The sequence below is a fragment of the Shewanella loihica PV-4 genome, from assembly GCF_000016065.1.
GTDB classification, from domain to species: Bacteria; Pseudomonadota; Gammaproteobacteria; order Enterobacterales; family Shewanellaceae; genus Shewanella; species Shewanella loihica.
On sequence record NC_009092.1, the window covers coordinates 381,579 to 399,364 of the forward strand.

Sequence of the window (17,786 nt, forward strand, 5' to 3'; positions counted from 1 at the left end):
GGAAACAGGCGATGCAGGTCAATGATCTATTGTTATTTGTAAGGGTCGCCGACTGCGGCAGCCTGAGCGGCGCGGCGGTGGAGTTGGAGATCTCCGCGGCGGTGGCCAGCGCCAGCCTGAAGCGGCTGGAGAAGGAGCTAGATACCGTGCTCTTCATCCGCAGCACCCGCAGCCTGAGGCTGACCGACGCCGGTGAGCGTTACCTCAGCTATTGTCGTCGGGCGCTGGAGGACCTGCGTCTCGGTGAGCAGGCGCTGGCCTGCGCCAAGTCGCAGATTGCCGGCAAGTTGAGTGTAGCCCTGCCGTCCGATGCCGGGCGTAACTATATTCTGCCCTGGCTGGATCATCTGATGGACGAATATCCCAGGTTACAGCTGAGGCTGCATCTCGCCGACAGCCTGACCAACTTCTATCACGACAAGATAGATGTTGCCCTGCGAAGCGGCACCCCAAAGGATTCTAGCCTGGTGGCCTTTAAGATCTGCTCGGCCCAGCGCATCCTGTGTGCCTCGCCCGAGTATATTGCTGTCCATGGTCGCCCCGAAACCCTAAGCGATCTAGAGAAGCATAACTGCTTGTTTTTCATGTTAGATGAGAAGACCCACGACCAATGGTGTTTCTATCGCGACGGTCAGAGTCACAGGGTGAGGGTGTCGGGCAATCGCACCTGTAACGACGCCGAAGTCGCCCGCAAGTGGGCGTTGGCGGGCAAGGGGATCGTCTACAAGTCATCCCTAGATCTGGCGGATGACCTGGCCAGCGGCGCCCTGGTGCCGCTACTGACCCAGTACAGCGGCGAGAGCGCCGATCTCTATCTTGTGTGCCCCGGGCGCCAACATGTGACGCCTCTGGTGCTGACCCTGAGGGAGCATCTGCGCCAGCGCTGCCAGCAGCGCGCCAAGCGCCTCGCCGCGGCTTTTACTCAGCAGGCATAAAAAAAGCCGCATCTTTGCGGCTTTTTTATCGATAACATTTTAAGACTAATATTAGGACTTTTATTAAGACTTATATTAAGACTTGGCGCGTTTCATCGCGGTGAAGAACTCTTCGTTAGTCTTGGTCATGGCCAGCTTGTCGATGAGGAACTCCATGCCGCTAACTTCGTCCATAGGATTGAGGATCTTACGCAGGATCCACATCTTCTGTAGCTCGTCTGGTGTGGTCAGCTTCTCTTCGCGACGGGTACCCGAGCGGTTGAAGTCGATAGCTGGGAAGACACGCTTCTCGGCGGCCTTACGAGACAGGTGCAGTTCCTGGTTACCCGTACCCTTAAATTCTTCGTAGATCACTTCGTCCATCTTAGAACCCGTATCGACCAGTGCGGTGGCGATAATGGTCAGGCTGCCGCCGTGTTCGATGTTACGGGCTGCGCCGAAGAAGCGCTTAGGACGATGCAGTGCGTTGGCGTCAACACCACCGGTAAGTACCTTACCTGACGAAGGGATCACTGTGTTGTAGGCGCGTGCCAGACGTGTGATAGAGTCGAGCAGGATCACTACGTCTTTCTTGTGTTCAACCAGACGCTTGGCCTTCTCGATAACCATCTCGGCTACCTGTACGTGACGGCTGGCGGGCTCGTCGAAGGTAGAGGCAACCACTTCACCCTTCACCAGGCGTTGCATCTCGGTCACTTCTTCTGGACGTTCGTCGATCAGCAGTACCATGAGCACAACTTCTGGGTTGTTGTAGGTGATGCTCTGGGCAATGTTTTGCAGCAGCAAGGTCTTACCTGCCTTCGGCGGCGCCACGATCAGGCCACGTTGGCCCTTACCGATTGGCGAGCAGAGGTCGAGAATACGGGCGGTAATATCTTCGGTTGAACCGTTACCACGTTCCATTCGGATACGTTCTTCTGCATGAAGTGGGGTTAAGTTTTCGAAGAGGATCTTGCTGCGGGAGTTTTCGGGTTTGTCGAAGTTGACTTCACTGACTTTCAGTAGCGCGAAATAACGTTCACCTTCTTTCGGGGGACGGATTTTACCAAAAATGGTATCACCGGTGCGCATGTTGAAGCGGCGAATTTGACTCGGTGAAACATAGATATCGTCTGGACCTGCCAGGTAAGAACCGTCTGCGCTACGAAGGAAACCAAAACCATCTTGCAGGATTTCTAGTACCCCGCCACCGAAAATATCTTCACCGCTTTTGGCGTGGGCTTTAAGGATTGCGAAAATAATGTCCTGTTTGCGGGCTCGGGCCATGTTCTCGATTTTCATATCCTGAGCCAGAATGACTAGGTCTGAAATCGACTTCTCTTTTAATTCTGATAAATTCATCGTGGTGGGTCTTGTATATTGCGAGACAAAGCTATTTTGGGACTAATAGCATAAAGTTGTTTGGATATTAATCGAAATAGCGAGGTGTGGTTAATGAGAAAGTTTCTGGTTATTAAAGTAGCACTATAGGAGCAGGGCGTCTAGAAATTTAGCGACCCTCGACACAATTACTTGACCAAGCTGTGTCGAGAATCACTTTCTATGACAAAAATGTCATAGGGATCGAAGCATTATAGTTGTGCGTCGATGAACTCTTTAAGTTGAGTTTTAGAAAGGGCGCCTACTTTAGTGTCGGCTAGCTCACCATTCTTGAATAGAAGCAGTGTGGGAATGCCACGTACGCCGTACTTAGCCGGAGAGGCGTTGTTTTGGTCTACGTTTAGCTTAGCGATAGTTACCTTACCGGCATATTCGTCTGCAACGTCATCCAGGATTGGGGCGATCATTTTACAAGGGCCGCACCATTCTGCCCAGAAATCAACGAGGACTGGCAGGTCTGATTTTAAAACGTCGTTTTCAAAGCTGTCGTCGCTTAGGGTAATAATTTTATCGCTCATGATGTTCTCCAGTTAGGGTGCCATTGCTGGTTTGTTAATGGCTTAACCTGTATATTGGGTCTGAAATTCGCTTTTCAAGAGTTATTCGCGGCTTTCAACGGTCTTTTTTTATTAGCCGTTATTTCAAACGATCGAGTTCCTTATTGCAACCCTAACTGGTATGCTTGCGCTATGAGCGAAACACATTTAACTAATCAAAAGTTTGCCGACTTTTCTCTGCATCCAGAGATACAACAGGCACTAGTCGAAAGCGGCTTTGAATATTGCACGCCTATCCAGGCATTATCATTACCGATTTTACTCGAACATAAAGATATCGCAGGCCAAGCGCAGACGGGTACAGGTAAAACCCTGGCTTTTCTGGTCGCCACCTTCAATCATCTGCTAACCACACCTATCCCCGACGGACGTCAACTCAATCAGCCCAGAGCCATAGTGATGGCACCGACCCGCGAACTGGCTATTCAGATCGCCAAGGACGGGGAGCTGCTGGCGAAACATACCGGCCTTAAGGTGGGTATTGTCTACGGCGGCGAGAGCTACGAAGTGCAGCGCAAGGTGTTGGATAAGGGCGTCGATATCCTGATCGGTACCACTGGTCGTATCATAGATTATGTGCGCCAGGGGGTGATCAACCTCAGCGCCATCCAGGCGGTGGTGTTGGACGAAGCCGACCGCATGTTCGATCTCGGTTTCATCAAAGATATCCGCTTCCTCTTCAGACGTATGCCAGACGCCAACGAGCGTTTGAACATGCTGTTCTCGGCGACTCTGTCGATGAAGGTGCAGGAGCTGGCCTACGATCACATGAATGATCCCGAGAAGGTCGAGATCGCGCCAAGCGAGAAGACATCTAAGAACATCACCGAAGAGATCTTCTATCCATCGATGGAAGATAAGATGCGTCTGCTGCTAACTCTGATCGAAGAAGATTGGCCAGAGAAGGCGATCGTGTTCTCTAACACTAAGCACAGCTGTGAAAACCTTTGGGCTCACCTGGAGGGTGACGGTCACCGTGTTGGTTTGCTTACCGGTGATGTACCGCAGAAGAAACGTATCCGCATTCTCGAGCAGTTCACCAAAGGCGAGCTGGATATCCTGGTCGCTACAGACGTTGCTGCGCGCGGTCTGCATATCTCAGACGTGTCCCATGTCTATAACTATGATCTGCCTGATGACTGTGAAGACTATGTACACCGTATCGGTCGTACCGGACGTGCGGGTCAGAAAGGGGTCTCTGTCAGTTTCGCTTGTGAAGAGTACGCCCTGAATCTGCCAGCTATCGAGCACTATATTCAACATAGTATTCCTGTGACTAACTACGACAGCGAAGCGCTGCTCGATGATATTCCGCCACCAGTGCGCATTCATCGTAAGCACTCGCCACGTCCTACAGGCCGTTCCGGTGGTGGTAAGCCACAGGGTGGTCGTCCGGGTGCACGTCCAAGACGCCACGACAGGACCCGTAGACACAGTTAATGAAGCACTCTGGCGTCAGTCCCTTGTATGCGGCCATTACCTTAGGCTCGAATAGTTTCAATATGCTGGTGGCGCAAACCCGTGCCGGCAAGCCGACCGTAGTGGCCAAGTATAAGCGCAAGGTACGCCTTGCCGAGGGGATAGGCGCAGATGGTGTGCTCTGCCCCGAGGTGTTCGACCGTGGCCTGGATTGTCTGCAGATGTTTTCGCAGATGCTGGACCACGAAGGGGTGAGTCGTGACAATATCGCCGTCATCGCCACGGCGACGCTGCGCAGTATCAGCAACGCAGACGCCTTCTGCGAGGCAGCATTACCTATCCTGGGGCAACCCATAGAGATCATCTCCGGCCTGCGAGAGGCTGAGCTTATCTATCAGGGCATGGTCGCCACCACTGTGGGTGAGGGGCGACGCCTGGTGATCGATATCGGCGGCGCAAGTACCGAGTTCATCATAGGTGATGGCAATAAGGTGCTGCTTAAGACCAGCCTTCCCATGGGCTGTGTCACCTTCAAGGATAAGTTCTTCAACAGCTTCCCATTTCAGCAACTGGATTTCGATGCGGCCCAGAGTCAGGTCGAGACCGCCCTGGGTGACTATCGCAGGCGGCTGACCGATTATGGCTGGCACTGTGTGGTTGGCGCCTCGGGGACTGTACAGTCTGTGGTGGAGCTACTCAACGATCGCGGCGTCTCCGCCACCATTACCCCGGCAGTGCTAGCCGATCTCAGGGGTGAGGTGCTGGCACAGACAGATGTGAGCCTGCGAGACATTCGCGGCCTACATAGCGAGCGTGCGCCCACCTTTGCCGCTGGCTTAGCCATACTATCTGCCCTGTTTAATCTGCTCGACATTCAGTCCCTCAATCTCTCCGGCGGCGCCCTGAGAGAAGGCGTGCTGCATCAACTTGCCCAGCGAGTCTTGGCCGCCTAATTCTGCCTTTTATCGGCGATAGCCAGCATTTAGATGGCACCCTTAAAGTTCGTAATTTCTTCCCTCTTGCTAAGTAATATTTAAATTATCTAAATATTTTCAGATATTTATCTAATTTCGCTAGCCATCTTCTTCTCAGCATCTCTACATGAAGATCTTTTGTATATTGAAGATTGTATAAAATATGTCTTTTGTGTTATGTTTTTGTTGCGTCTGAGTTCTGTACCTACTTAAACCTAAATTTATGGCTCGGATGCTAATAAAAAATAATGAGGAAGGGAGAATACAATGAAGTTAAATAGACTGGCTCAATACGTGAGTTTGGCCTGTGGTGGTTTAGCTGCGATAGCTGTTCCGACGTTTGCGGCCGACAATAGTGATGAGACTGTTGAGCGTATTGAAGTGACTGGCTCGCGAATAAAGCGCATTGACATGGAAGGGGCTAGCCCTATCACTACCATTACCGCAGATGAGCTGGCTAAATCGGGCTTTTCGACAGTGGGTGATGCGTTGCGTAGTTCTAATTTGAATGCCTTTGGCTCATGGGGCGGCGGTTCTAACAATGGGTGGGGATCGCAAGCAACAGTGCAGCTTAAGGGAGCTTCTGCTTTTCATACGCTAACCTTGTTAGATGGTAAGCGTATGGCTAAGTCTCCAGTAATGGATGGTGGTGCGGCTAATATCAATACGATTCCAATGGCTGCGGTAGAGCGTATCGAGATTCTTACCGACGGCGCATCTGCTATTTATGGAACTGATGCTATAGCCGGTGTAGTTAATATTATTCTCAAGAAAGATTTCGAGGGTATTCAATTTGATGCTCGTATGGATAGACCGACCCAAGAGGGGGGGGACTCTTCCAACATGTCGTTCACAGGTGGTCTAGATTCAGAGAAGGGACATCTGGTTTTTACTGTTGAGCATTATGAGTCACAAAAAATCATGCAGAAGGATCGCTGGTATACCAGACCTTTTGTCAAAGAAGGTGGCAATCCTGAAGACTATCAAGATTGGGTCAATATCAGTCCTACTGGCCGTGTGCTCACGCAAGGTGATGCGGGCGGTTGGGTTTATTCAACACCGTTTTCAAATTCCGATAAGAGCTGTGCCGATGTTTATGGCGAGGCCTTTATCGGCTCTTTGATTGATAGTGATTATCCAGGGGATACACTATGTGCTTACGATTACACTCAAGCAGCCGCAACGTCCGTTGGCCAAACTCGAAATAATACATTGATTCATTATTCATACGAGTTAACCGATAGCATTGAATTAACTGCGAGAGCCTATTGGGCGTCAAATGAGACAAAGGATATTTCTGCGCCTGTACCTGCTTCTATTAGTATTCCCGAAGGGTTGCCCGCCTACACGACCCCGGAGGGGTTAGAGCTTGTCGAATTGGTTGCAGATCCTAGCGCAGGAATGAATTATCGATTTGATACGGCTGGCGACAGGGTCGCAGAGCATCACGATAATATTTATGATTTCCTCATAGGACTAGATGGTTCAGCAGAGAATTTCGATTGGGATGTCGCAGTTAATTACAACAAATATGATAACTACACTTGGGGAACTGGTTATCAATTAAAAGGGGCGACGACAGATCTTGTTGGTCATTGGGATGAAGATACAAACTCTTTCGTAGGTTGGGACCCTCGAGATCCAAACTCAGCCTTACCTCCTGGGGCAACGGCTAACTATGATAAGCGCATGTCAGCGTCTTATTTGGACGTTAATGGCGGCCTTTCTTTTAACTTATTTGAGTTACCAGCCGGAGATGTAGGCATGTATATCGGTGCTTCTTATCGAGAAGAAACACTGGACTCTAAAGTAGATGCGTTAGCCGAAGCAGGTCAGATAGTTGGTGGCAATGGTGGCTCAGGTGGTGCAGGTGAGCGTGATGTTAAAGCGGCATACTTCGAGGTTGTTCTGCCCATTATTGACAGCCTAGAGTTGAACCTTGCTGGTCGCTACGATGATTATTCTGATTTTGGGGGTACCTTTAATCCTCAGGTTTCTATTCGTTATAACGTTATAGACTCGCTATTACTGCGTGGCTCTTGGGGAACAGGTTTCCGTGCTCCAACCTTGTCTGACTTGTATCAAGGCACTTCTGAAGGCTTTGGTTATATTAAGAATTACCTCAACTGTTACAAAGAAGGCGAAGACATTGATACTTGTGATCGCTGGGATTATGGCGCAACACGAACTGGTGGCAATGAGGCGTTAAAGCCTGAAGAGTCAGAATCTTACAATATTGGTGTGGTTTGGGAAGTGACAGACGAAATCAACCTATCGGTTGACTATTGGTCATTGGAAACGACTAACCTCATATCAGAGCTTGATGCGAGTGAAATCGTAAGAACTCAGGCAAAGCTATGGGAACTTGCTGATGCCAATGGGGAACCTCGCCCTGATGTTTCTAGCGTATATCCTGGTACCTCAATAAGCCAAATCGGTAACGGTAAGATTGATTATGTTGTCAGTCAGAAACTTAACGTCGGATTGAGTGAACGAGAAGGGATAGACGTAAAACTGGGCGCAGGTTTTGGTTCTGACTACGGTGACTTCAAATTTGGCTTGGGCTGGTCTTATTTCTTAAAGTATAAGTCGTCCTATTCGCAGGCAGGTGCGCAGATCTTGTCTGATGATTATGCCGGTCGCGAAGATACCCCTGCGCATAGAATAAATCTAACCGCTGATTATAGTTTTGGCGATCACGCGCTGAGTTACTTTGGTAACTATATTGGCTCTCAAAAGAGTTGGGATATAGTAGAAGGAAGCTGGGACGCCGAAGCTGGTGAGACCGCTGATGATGGGCAACTTTATGAAGTTGATTCTGTTTTCTATCATAACCTTACTTACACCTACACTCTGCCTTGGAACAATAGCATTTCCTTAGGTGTTACTAACCTTACAGATGAAGATCCTAAGTTCAAATACGATGGTACATACAACGGTAATTTGTATGATATTCGTGGACGGACCTATTGGGCTGGATTCCGTCAGTCTTTCTAATATTTATAGAGCAAAAGGCCGCAGTTGCGGCCTTTTTTATTGGTGCGGGTTTAGTCGAGGATCTTCGCCAGATTCACCTCGAGAGAGGTTTCTGGACGCTCGACGATACGACCTATCTCCTTGCCATCCTGCTTCACGATGAAGGTTGGGATGCGGGTAAAGTCATACTTGGCCGCTAGGCCTTCTGGGTCGAGTTTCTTACGATCCACCCCTATGTAGGTCACCTTGATGTTCGGGTTGTTGGTCGCTTCCATGATGCGGATGAAGCGCGGCGTCTCACGGTGACAATCTGGGCACCAGGTACCTATGATGACGACAATCTCGGTCGGTGTCTGCAGCTTCTTGATTGGCGCGATGGCGGCCTCGTCGACCTGGTAGCTCTTATAGCCCTGGGTGAAATCATCAAGCTCTGTGACTAAGGTTTGGGCTTGTACTTCGCCGGTCAGTATCACTTCTTGTTTCTCCTCACTGCAAGTGGCGATAAAGCCTTCCTGCTTTTCATCGAATGCACAGCCATTATTTGCCAGTGCCTGAGTGCTAAAGAACAGCGCTGTGGTGGCAAGTAATGCTTTAATATTATTGGTCATAAATAGTACCTCAGGCCCGTAGACAAAAACCAGAATTGAGAATTCATTTCATTCTGATGCTATTCAATCATCTAAGTTGCACCGAGAGTAGCGCGAATGCGGCGAGCTGTTAACTGGATCACGCCATGGTCGATAGCTTAGCGCAGCGCTTCACACATTTGTCGCTAAATTGCAGAAATTTTCTGCGCTCGGCAACAAGGTGTTAACCCTGCGAGCCGCCTATTGCTGATTAGGCGGTGACCAGCTTGGCCAGATCGGCTGGGCGATAGTAGACAGACTTGAGCACCTTGCCCTGGCGTACTACCTTGCCGGTCATCTCCACATCCTTGGCGCACTTGGCGATGATGAAGTCGCCCTTGCGGCTGCCGACGATCTCCACGCCCTGCTTGGCATAGTGGGCTATGGTCTCTTCCAGTTCCTGCTCGTTACGGCAGACCTTGCTCATGTTGCTCGAATGCACCTCGTCCCAGCAGCGGACGAAGTCGATGTCGCGGTTCTTGGCGACATGCAGCAGTAGATCGATCACATAGCTGATCTCCAGGCGATCATTCATCTGTGTGGCGCCGAGATGCACCAGGCGGCCCATGAGTACATAGACAGAATCGACGATGGCATCGGCCTGTTCGACACGGCTATCGGCCTCGGCCAGCTCGGTCAACTCCTCGATGGCGAGCGAGGTGTGCAGGGTATCGGCCTGCTCATCCAGGCTGGTCTCATCTTCGATAGGCAGATCGAAGGTGGAGCGGAACTGGTGGATGTCACGGTAGAGGTGGTCGTAAAGGGTCTGATCGAGTGCGGTCAGTTTCATCTGTGGGCCTTATGGGTCTTGAATGTCTATATGCGTGGCGGCAATTTTAATTTAACCGGTCGCTAATTGAAAGTTAGCTCCCTGGTACCGGCTGGGTTAGAGGCGCAGGACCGCGAGAATAGTGGATTGGCTGCTGTCTGGGTGACTTTTTTCCCATGACGAAAGCCAGGGATATATGTGGATATCCTGCATAACCAGTCTCTAAAGGCCGCTCTTGGTGAATTTGTACGCTTAATGGGGCATAAGCCCTATGGTCTCATGGTGTCGATATGCCCGTCCGGTCTGGACTGGATTGTTAAAAATGTGTAACTATGTTTGACCCGTCTGGCGATGAAACGGCCCATTCATAGTTCAAATAGCTGCTTTGATCGCCGGGGAGAAGAATAGGAAACCCCATAATTATAATAAGGATTACCCATGACCTCTCATCAGCAGTCGCCAGAACAGCCTGGCAGAGATTCGAGTCCCGCGTCGGCTAAACGCCACAAGCAGCCGACGCTACTAGATGCCCTGATCCCCATTATCGCCCTGGTCTGTATGTTAACGGCCTCTGTGTATCTCTTCTCGTCCGACAGCTCCTATGGCGCCAACCAGATCGCCCTGATCATGGCGGCCTGTATCACTCTGGTTATCGGGGTGAAGAACGGCTATAGCTGGAAGGAGATGGAGGCGGGTATCGTCAAGAGTGTCTCCCTGGCCACAGGCGCTCTGTTGATCCTGTTTTCGGTCGGCTCCCTGATCGGCACCTGGATCTTGGCCGGAACCGTGCCGACCATGATCTTCTATGGTATGAAGATCTTAAACCCAGATTATTTCTACGCCGCCTCCTGCCTACTGTGCGCCGTGGTGGCCCTGAGTATCGGTAGCTCCTGGACGGTCGCCGGCACCTTAGGTATCGCCCTTATCGGTGTCGCCGGTGCCATGGGGCTGAGCGTCGAGATCACCGCCGGCGCCATCATCAGCGGCGCTTATTTTGGTGACAAGATGTCGCCCATGTCAGACACCACTAACCTGGCGCCCGCGGTTGCCGGCAGCGAGCTGTTTGGCCATATTCGCCACATGGTGTGGACCACGACTCCGAGCATATTGCTTGCCCTGATAGGCTTTTTGTTTATCGGCCTTAACAGCGACAGCAGCAGCGTCGCGACGGATCTGGCTGCGACCATGGCACGCATCGAGACCCAGTATCATCCCGGCCTGCATCTGCTACTGCCCCTGCTGGTGGTGTTAGTGCTGGCCTACAAGAAGTTACCCGCCTTCCCGACCGTGATTCTGGGTACCCTGGCCGGCGCCATCTGCGCGGCACTGTTTCAGTTCGATGGGGTGATCAAGTTCGTCAACGACGACAGCCTGCCGACTATGGTCGCCCTGGTGAAGGGGATCTGGGTCGCCATGTTCGATGGCTACACCGCCAACACAGGGGACAAAACACTCGACAGCCTGCTGAGTCGCGGTGGCATGAGCAGCATGGTCAATACCGTCTGGTTGATCCTATGCGCCATGGCCTTCGGCGGCGTGATGGAAAAGACAGGTCTGCTGCAGCGTCTGTTGCAAGGGGTGCTGCGTCTGGTGAAATCCAGCGGCAGCCTGATCATCACCACCCTGGCGAGCTGTATCGGCGCCAACTTGATCACGGGCGATCAGTTTATTGCCATCTTGTTGCCGGGTCGTATGCTCAAAGTCGAGTATGAGAAGCATGGTCTGGCGCCGGTTAACCTGAGCCGCGCACTGGAAGATTCGGCCACCATCACCAGCCCGTTGGTGCCCTGGAATACTTGCGGCGCCTACATGGCCAGCACCTTAGGCGTGGCGACCATCGCCTATCTGCCTTTCGCCTTCTTTAACCTCATCTGTCCTTTCGTCAGCGCGGCCTACGCCTACTATGACATCAAGATAGAGCGACTGGCGGAGAGTGAAGCCGTGGAGGCCGTGGCCTAGCTTTATCGCCCAAGCAGCTTTGTTTGGTGTTAGAAGCATAAAAAAATCCGCCCGGCGAAATCACTGGCGTCGTGCCGGGCGGGAGCAATAAAGTGATGGTGGGTGGCGCCTAAGGGCGCCATTGCTTAATGAAGATGTTGTGCTTTGTTCGGCTTGGCATATTTGGCGGTGAGCCGTTCCAGATAGGGCTGTACCGCCTTATCGCCCCAGTCTAGATAACCTCTTAAAAATCCAATTAAATTACCTTCGCCGTCGAAGGCGTAGGTGGCCGGTACTATGTTGGCCGGCAGCATCTTTTCCACCTGCCGCTGAGGGTCAATCAGCGTGGGATATCCCGCCAACTGGTGGCGAGTCAGAAAGGCACCCACTTCATCATGGGCCTCGTCGATGGACAGGGGCAGCACCACAAGATCTTTGTCGAGATTGTCCCGTCTTATCTTATCCATCATGGGGATCTCCTTGATGCAGGGGGCGCACCAGGTGGCCCACAGATTGATTAAGACCAGCTTGCCCCGGTAGTCGCTCAATTTGACCTGGTCACCACTCAGACTCTCGAAGGTCGCCTCATCGACCTTCCGGGCGCTGGTCATCTCCACGAAGCGCGACATGATCACCGGCTTAGGCAGGTTCTCTCCCGTGTCATACACCTTGGCGCTCGGCATCACGGCCAGGGCGTTGCTCGTCGGTGTCATTAAACTTAGAGCGGACAGGGCGAGGCTGAGCAGGGCAAGTTTTAGCAGGGCAACTAGTCGTTTTCTCATGATCTATCTTCCTGAGAGGTGTTAAAGGATGCGGCGCCAGCTATCTGCCTGAAATACCAGAATATCGCTAGAGCCAGCAGGCACAGCGGCGCGAAGAACAGCAGGGCGGTGCCGGCACTTAGGCTGGGCATATAGCGGATACGCTCGCCGTAGCGGACCACCATGAAGTCGACTATCTCATCGCTCGTCTTGCCCTGCTCCAGCTGCAGATAGATCTCCGCCTTGAGCTCGTTGGCGATCGGGCTCTGGGAGTCCTGCAGGCTCTGATTGGTGGACATGGGGCAGCGCAGGCCAGATGCGATCGCTATCGCCTGATGCTTAAGTTGAGCGGGCGTGCGCCATTGAGGGCTTCCACCTGTTTCTGCTAGCACTTGGGCTTGTGCTCGAGTCGGTCCAAGGAAACAGGCGAGTGCGAGCAAGAGTAATATCCAATATCCTTTCATCTTCAGGCTCCTTTCACCGCCAGTTGCGGCGAGGGCGCCCGAGACAGTCGGCGCACCTTGCGTGGCAGCAGCAGGCTCAGGCCGGCAAACATCATGATGAGGCCGCCTATCCAGATCCAGCCAATCAGGGGTTTGTAGCTGATGCGGATCAGAAACTCCTCCTCGCTCAGCCTATTGCCCATGGAGATATAGAGATCGGCAAACAGGCTGCGATGGATCCCGGCGGCGGAGATCTGCATGGCGTTGCTGTTAAAGGTCTGACGCTGGGGATAGAGATAGGCAAGATGCTGCTCGCGTCTGTCTCTCACCTCTATCTTTGCCTGAAGTGCACTGTAGCTGGTGTGGGAAACGGTTTCGGTCGCCCGGTAGATAAAGGTATAGCCCGCCACCTCCTTGCCTTGACCCGGCCCCATCCTGAGTAGCTCCTCCTGCTGAAAATAGCTGGAGCAGGTGGCCCCAAGTATGCTCAGCGCCACACCCAGGTGAGCAAAGCTCATGGCGTAGCAGCGCCTGTTATCCCCCGCGCCTGTGTACGCCGCCAGGCGTTTATGCAGATAGAGCCCAGTACAGCCGAGCAGCCAGAGGCAGGCGAAGCTACCAAGCAGGAAGTGGGCGGCAAACTCTTTCAGCAGCAGAGTATTGAGAGTGAGGCCGATAAACAGGCAGATAGCTGCCAGCGCCGTTAACTGTCTTAGCATGCCAGGGTTTGATACTTGCCAGCGCATCAAAGGCGCGGCGCCCATGACCAGACAGATAAGCCAGGTCAGCGGGATGAAGAGGCTATTAAAGTAGGGGGCGCCCACCGAGATGCTCTGACCGCTTGCTACCTCATAGAGCAGCGGATAGCAGCTGCCCAGTAAGATGGAGATGGCGGCGACCAGCAATAAGAGATTGCCCAGCTGCATCAGGCTTTCCCGGCTCAGCATATTGCTATTTACCGGTCGGTAGAGGCTAGGGAGGCGCTGCAGCAGCAGGGTAAAGCCGCAGATAGAGACCAGGGCAAACAAAGTCAACATGGCGCCACCGCGCAGGGGATCGGCGGCGAAGGCGTGAACCGATTGCACCACACCTGAGCGCACCAGGAAGGTGCCCAGCAGGCAGAGGCTGAAGCCTAAGATTGCCAGGAACAGGCTGGTGCCATGAAATCTGTCTCGACGTTCGCCCAAGATTAATGAGTGCATCAGCGCCGTGGCGACCAGCCAGGGAATAAAGGAGGCATTTTCCACCGGGTCCCAGAACCACCATCCGCCCCAGCCCAGCTCGTTGTAGGCCCACCAGGAGCCGAAGGCGTTGCCGCCGGTCAACATGGCCCAGGCCAGTATCGCCCATGGGCGCATCAATCGGCAGTGCTGCTTTAGCGGCTGACTGTTATCCAGCAGGGCGGCGATGGCTGCGGCGAAACAGACCGCCAGTCCCACATAGCCGATAAAGAGTAGCGGCGGATGCAGAATTAAGCCTATGTCCTGCAGTATGGGATTGAGATCCCGCCCCTCCACCGGGATGCCGGGTAGAAGCCTGGCGAAGGGATTCGATCCTATGAGCAAGAAGGCGATTAGGCCGGCCTGAATGGCGCCCAGCACGGCGTGGAGGTAGTGAAAAAACCGGTCTTTGTGGTTGGGCTGGAGGCTGAGCACGCAGCTCCAGATCCCCATGGCGCCAATCCAGAACAGCATAGAGCCTTCGTGACCCCCCCAGACGGCGGCTAGCTTATAGAGGCTGGCCAGCTGGGTGTTGGAATTGTTGGCCACATAGGCCACGGAAAAATCGTTGCTGAGAAACAGATAGGCCAGGATAAACAGGCTAGCCACCTGCGCCAAGCTATTAAGGCGAATAAAGAGGGGCTGGTAAGGCTTAAGCCTGAGTTTGACCCCGCAGGCAGGCATGACAGGGCTCATGGCCGTGAGTAAACACAGGGTCAAGGAGATAATAAGAAGTAGTAAGCCAATTTCCGCTGTCATGGTCTCGCCTTCAGCCAAGGGGACCAAGCTACTCATCTATTTGCTGGTGATGGATAAGCCTGGTCTGTCTCTGTTTTGGCCTCACCTTAGGCGAACTCCCAAGGGTATTCTGTGAGCTGTCTCAGGGTCTTTTTTAGCTGTTTTCCCGCTCAATATTTTTCATAACTCAAAAAGCCGCTTGAGCTTTTTTGAGATCTAAAAATGCCGCTTTTAAAACTAAAAAATCACACATAAATACAACGTAAGATTTTGTTTAAATTGATTTTATATCTATTCATAACTCACGAAAAACTCCGTGTGCGCCAGCTCAACTTTTTTCTCCTTTGTCTGTGAAAAATACTGAAATTGCTCAGTTGTATAAGTCGTTCGGTTAACGATTAGGTTTATTCCAATTAATTCCCGCCAGCGAAAAGGATGAGCTGATTTGGAATTAAACATAGACAGATAAAACTAAAAATATTTAGGAGTGAATGATGAGACGATGGAAACACAAGGTAGCCTTAAGTGCGCTATTTTGTTTCGGTGCCATTGCCAATGTGAATGCCGCTGGTGGTAAATACAACAGCGTGCCCGAGATGGGCAAGACCGCCAAAGAGGCGATAGCAAACTATCAGGGCACGGAACAGGTTAATGGTGTTAAAACCCTGCAAGACTATATTGTTCAAGAAGCCGAGCTGTTTGATTTCCTGTTTGAAAACCACCCTATGTTCAAATATCAGGAAGCGGGCAATCTGGTCGGCGACTACCACATCAGCGACCGGGGTGAAGAGTATCTGGATACTGGTCACAGCCCCGAATACAGCAAGAAGGCGGGCAAACCCAGAGCGGTCCAGTACCGTCTTGGCGCCAAGTCGATTCTGGATTATCCCAACAACTTCGTCGGCCCGGAAAAGTGCGCCGAGTGTCACGCGACTCAATATGAGAAGTGGAGCCGTTCACGCCACGCCAAGACGATCCGTTTCCCCGGGGAGCACCCAGAGGTGGATAACGATCTCAACAAGACAATGTACGGCACTAAGGACACCTCTATTCTACCCGACGGCATCACGCCGGATGTGATCTATGCGACCGTGGGTACGCCCAGAACCAAGTATGGCTTCATCGATGCCTGGTTGGTGCGTGGTTCATACCATATCGAGGGTGGTTTGCTTAAGGATGGCACGGGCAAGATGGTGGCCGGTGCTAACCAGTTCTCACGTGGCTGGGCCGAGTGGCTGACTCCCGAGATGGCCAAGAAGATCAATGCGGTGATCCCTGAGTTTCCAACGACCCTGGAAGCCTATGGCGGTTCAGGCTCTCACCAGTGGGGTATGAGCTCCTATGGTGCCAAGTACCGTAAGGAGATGCTGTTTCAACCCGCCAGCTCCTACTGTGAGGTATGCCATACTTTCAAGTTCGACTTTAAGACCAAGCAGGAATACTTCGACGCCTTGGGCGATCCTAAGAAACTGCAGGAACACACCATCAGTAAAGGGATCGCCTGTGAAGAGTGTCACGGCGCTGGCGGCCACTTAGATGGTGGTACCGGCGGCATGCAGTCTAACTGCGAACGCTGTCACCAACGCTTCCAGTACGACCCTGCCATGGCCGAAACCCCTGCCGCCCAGGAGAAGCCCGAGCTGGCCTTCGGCGTGAAGATGAAGTCGCTCTGTCCTTCTTGTGGTACCGAGGGCTCGCAGATGTATGGCTCGGCGCACTATGAGAAAGGGATGCGTTGTACCACCTGTCACGATCCTCACGAGGTTACAGACGGTACCTGGATGTCAGGCATCACCAAGCCTAAGTTGAAGACAGACTGTAAGGACTGCCACGAGGCGCAGACTGTGATTGCCAGCAACACAGACACCCACGCCAACCAGACCTGCCAGAGTTGTCACATGCCTAACATGGGTAGCTGTGAAAACTTCAAGGCGATGCAGTTCCCCGATCAGGCTGGCTTCGATGCGGTGCGTAAGTCGCACATGTGGAAGATCGATGTCGACCCTGAGCGTAAGACACTCAACCCGCCAGAAGGTCAGCCAAGGATCCAAGGACCTAAGGGTGCCAAGGGCTGGACAGTGGCCAAGAACGAAGAGGGTCGTACCTACCTGGACCTCATGTGGTCTTGTGCCCGCACCTCTATCTCAGATCACGACGTAGTGGAAAACAAGGGTTGTCATAGCCAGTTCCAGTCTGAACTCGAGACTGGCCTGCACTACAAGGATCAGCTGGAGATCTACGGTGAAGTGATGAAGTGGCAGAAGCCTATTAAAGAGGTCTTCGGTCAGGTTGAGCAGGCGCTGGTGCGTATCGATCAGCTGCTCGAGGTCACCAAGTTGTCTACCGAAGACAAGACTCAGGTGCTGATGCTGGCCGAGAAGGCCCAGGCCACAGTGGATCTGATCAAGCAAGATGGCTCTTGGGGTGTCCATGGCTTCCGTTATAGCCAGAAACGTCTCGATGCGGCCCTCACCTATGTGACTCAGGCGCAGAAGATCTTAGACGGCAGCGGCTATTCGGCCAAGGCCCACTAAGTCTCTGACACCTGGAGATATCTAGGTCAATCACTAACCACCCGGCGCCTTTCCGGCGCCGGGTATTAGAGGAGAGAGAAGATGAAATCCAAACTAGGGCTATCACTGGCACTGCTGCTGGGACTAACCCCGCTGTGCAGCCTGGCGGGCGGCGGCGCCGAGATGGCACCGGCGCACAGATACGAGCATAGCCTGCATACCATCAGCCTGGCCGAGGCCGAGGCCCTGCTGGCTCAGAAAGATGTCTACTTCTTCGACGTCAACACATTGGAGCTGTGGGCCGAGGGCTATATCCCTGGGGCCGTCTACTTCAATGTCGATAACTGGAAAACCCTGCTGCCTGAGGATAAGGCGGCGCGCATGGTGTTTTACTGTGCCAATCGCCTCTGCAATGCCAGCGAGATAGCGGCTCATCAGGTGATGAAGCTGGGCTACACCAATGTGATGCAGATGCACGATGGCATCTATGGCTGGCGCCTGTCGGGTAGAAGTATTGAAAAACCATAACAAACAAAG

The 17,786-nt window shown here is 52.6% G+C and carries 14 protein-coding genes; 7 read left to right on the plus strand and 7 right to left on the minus strand.

Translation table 11 applies throughout. From position 1 onward, the window contains the following. Window positions 1-11: 11 nt before the first annotated feature. Window positions 12-935 carry a LysR family transcriptional regulator gene (locus SHEW_RS01745; protein ID WP_011864142.1) on the plus strand — a complete coding sequence of 308 codons (924 nt, stop codon included), beginning with the start codon at window positions 12-14 and terminating at the stop codon, window positions 933-935. Window positions 936-1,010: 75 nt separating this feature from the next. Here the strand turns inward: SHEW_RS01745 and rho are convergent, their stop codons facing one another. Both rho and trxA read right to left on the minus strand, forming a co-directional pair. Next, window positions 1,011-2,276, minus strand: coding sequence for a transcription termination factor Rho (gene rho, locus SHEW_RS01750; RefSeq protein ID WP_011864143.1), 1,266 nt, complete (start codon window positions 2,274-2,276; stop codon window positions 1,011-1,013). Between the two features lie 230 nt (window positions 2,277-2,506). Beyond that, complete coding sequence (gene trxA / locus SHEW_RS01755; RefSeq protein ID WP_011864144.1) at window positions 2,507-2,833, minus strand: thioredoxin TrxA; 327 nt, start codon at window positions 2,831-2,833, stop codon at window positions 2,507-2,509. A gap of 171 nt (window positions 2,834-3,004) precedes the next feature. Between trxA and rhlB the strand changes: the two genes are divergently transcribed. The 3 genes from rhlB to SHEW_RS01770 all read left to right on the plus strand — a co-directional run bounded on the left by rhlB (window position 3,005) and on the right by SHEW_RS01770 (window position 8,262). Then, window positions 3,005-4,312: an ATP-dependent RNA helicase RhlB gene (gene rhlB / locus SHEW_RS01760; protein ID WP_011864145.1), complete on the plus strand. Its 1,308-nt coding sequence runs from the start codon at window positions 3,005-3,007 to the stop codon at window positions 4,310-4,312. Beyond that, complete coding sequence (locus tag SHEW_RS01765) at window positions 4,312-5,244, plus strand: Ppx/GppA phosphatase family protein (RefSeq protein ID WP_011864146.1); 933 nt, start codon at window positions 4,312-4,314, stop codon at window positions 5,242-5,244. The genes rhlB and SHEW_RS01765 overlap by 1 nt, the downstream gene beginning before the upstream one ends. A gap of 288 nt (window positions 5,245-5,532) precedes the next feature. Beyond that, window positions 5,533-8,262: a TonB-dependent receptor domain-containing protein gene (locus SHEW_RS01770; RefSeq protein ID WP_011864147.1), complete on the plus strand. Its 2,730-nt coding sequence runs from the start codon at window positions 5,533-5,535 to the stop codon at window positions 8,260-8,262. A 50-nt stretch (window positions 8,263-8,312) separates the two neighbouring features. On the opposite strand, the gene SHEW_RS01775 is transcribed toward SHEW_RS01770, so the two are convergent. Beyond that, the gene (locus SHEW_RS01775; protein WP_011864148.1) at window positions 8,313-8,849 is read right to left on the minus strand and encodes a thioredoxin family protein; all 537 of its coding nucleotides are present in this window, start codon (window positions 8,847-8,849) and stop codon (window positions 8,313-8,315) included. A 229-nt stretch (window positions 8,850-9,078) separates the two neighbouring features. Next, complete coding sequence (locus tag SHEW_RS01780) at window positions 9,079-9,657, minus strand: nucleoside triphosphate pyrophosphohydrolase family protein (RefSeq protein ID WP_011864149.1); 579 nt, start codon at window positions 9,655-9,657, stop codon at window positions 9,079-9,081. 417 nt (window positions 9,658-10,074) lie between these two features. On the opposite strand from SHEW_RS01780, the gene nhaC reads away from it, so the two are divergent. Further along, entirely contained in the window at window positions 10,075-11,595 is a 1,521-nt protein-coding gene (gene nhaC, locus SHEW_RS01785; protein ID WP_011864150.1) for a Na+/H+ antiporter NhaC, read from the plus strand. Window positions 11,596-11,720: 125 nt separating this feature from the next. Here the strand turns inward: nhaC and SHEW_RS01790 are convergent, their stop codons facing one another. From SHEW_RS01790 to SHEW_RS01800, 3 genes are read right to left on the minus strand one after another with little or no spacing between them, the layout of a single operon-like run. After that, a complete protein-coding gene (locus SHEW_RS01790; RefSeq protein WP_011864151.1) occupies window positions 11,721-12,356 on the minus strand; it encodes a TlpA family protein disulfide reductase in 636 nt (211 codons plus the stop codon). Continuing rightward, window positions 12,353-12,799, minus strand: a complete 447-nt coding sequence (locus SHEW_RS20290; RefSeq protein ID WP_011864152.1) for a cytochrome c-type biogenesis protein — start codon at window positions 12,797-12,799, stop codon at window positions 12,353-12,355. Before SHEW_RS20290 ends, SHEW_RS01790 begins: the two co-directional genes overlap by 4 nt. Window positions 12,800-12,801: 2 nt before the next feature. Next, on the minus strand, window positions 12,802-14,757 hold the full coding sequence (locus tag SHEW_RS01800) for a heme lyase CcmF/NrfE family subunit (RefSeq protein WP_041406297.1): 1,956 nt from the start codon (window positions 14,755-14,757) through the stop codon (window positions 12,802-12,804). Between the two features lie 473 nt (window positions 14,758-15,230). Here SHEW_RS01800 and SHEW_RS01805 point away from each other — a divergent pair, with 473 nt between their 5' ends. Both SHEW_RS01805 and SHEW_RS01810 read left to right on the plus strand, forming a co-directional pair. Further along, window positions 15,231-17,270: a cytochrome c3 family protein gene (locus SHEW_RS01805; protein WP_011864154.1), complete on the plus strand. Its 2,040-nt coding sequence runs from the start codon at window positions 15,231-15,233 to the stop codon at window positions 17,268-17,270. Window positions 17,271-17,351: 81 nt separating this feature from the next. Next, window positions 17,352-17,777: a rhodanese-like domain-containing protein gene (locus tag SHEW_RS01810; RefSeq protein WP_011864155.1), complete on the plus strand. Its 426-nt coding sequence runs from the start codon at window positions 17,352-17,354 to the stop codon at window positions 17,775-17,777. Window positions 17,778-17,786: the final 9 nt, after the last annotated feature.

Coding starts and splice junctions, on each gene's coding strand:
- SHEW_RS01745 (WP_011864142.1), top strand. CDS start 12: ATGCAGGTCAATGATCTATTGTTATTTGTAAGGGTCGCCGACTGCGGC.
- rho (WP_011864143.1), bottom strand. CDS start 2,276: ATGAATTTATCAGAATTAAAAGAGAAGTCGATTTCAGACCTAGTCATT.
- trxA (WP_011864144.1), bottom strand. CDS start 2,833: ATGAGCGATAAAATTATTACCCTAAGCGACGACAGCTTTGAAAACGAC.
- rhlB (WP_011864145.1), top strand. CDS start 3,005: ATGAGCGAAACACATTTAACTAATCAAAAGTTTGCCGACTTTTCTCTG.
- SHEW_RS01765 (WP_011864146.1), top strand. CDS start 4,312: ATGAAGCACTCTGGCGTCAGTCCCTTGTATGCGGCCATTACCTTAGGC.
- SHEW_RS01770 (WP_011864147.1), top strand. CDS start 5,533: ATGAAGTTAAATAGACTGGCTCAATACGTGAGTTTGGCCTGTGGTGGT.
- SHEW_RS01775 (WP_011864148.1), bottom strand. CDS start 8,849: ATGACCAATAATATTAAAGCATTACTTGCCACCACAGCGCTGTTCTTT.
- SHEW_RS01780 (WP_011864149.1), bottom strand. CDS start 9,657: ATGAAACTGACCGCACTCGATCAGACCCTTTACGACCACCTCTACCGT.
- nhaC (WP_011864150.1), top strand. CDS start 10,075: ATGACCTCTCATCAGCAGTCGCCAGAACAGCCTGGCAGAGATTCGAGT.
- SHEW_RS01790 (WP_011864151.1), bottom strand. CDS start 12,356: ATGAGAAAACGACTAGTTGCCCTGCTAAAACTTGCCCTGCTCAGCCTC.
- SHEW_RS20290 (WP_011864152.1), bottom strand. CDS start 12,799: ATGAAAGGATATTGGATATTACTCTTGCTCGCACTCGCCTGTTTCCTT.
- SHEW_RS01800 (WP_041406297.1), bottom strand. CDS start 14,757: ATGACAGCGGAAATTGGCTTACTACTTCTTATTATCTCCTTGACCCTG.
- SHEW_RS01805 (WP_011864154.1), top strand. CDS start 15,231: ATGAGACGATGGAAACACAAGGTAGCCTTAAGTGCGCTATTTTGTTTC.
- SHEW_RS01810 (WP_011864155.1), top strand. CDS start 17,352: ATGAAATCCAAACTAGGGCTATCACTGGCACTGCTGCTGGGACTAACC.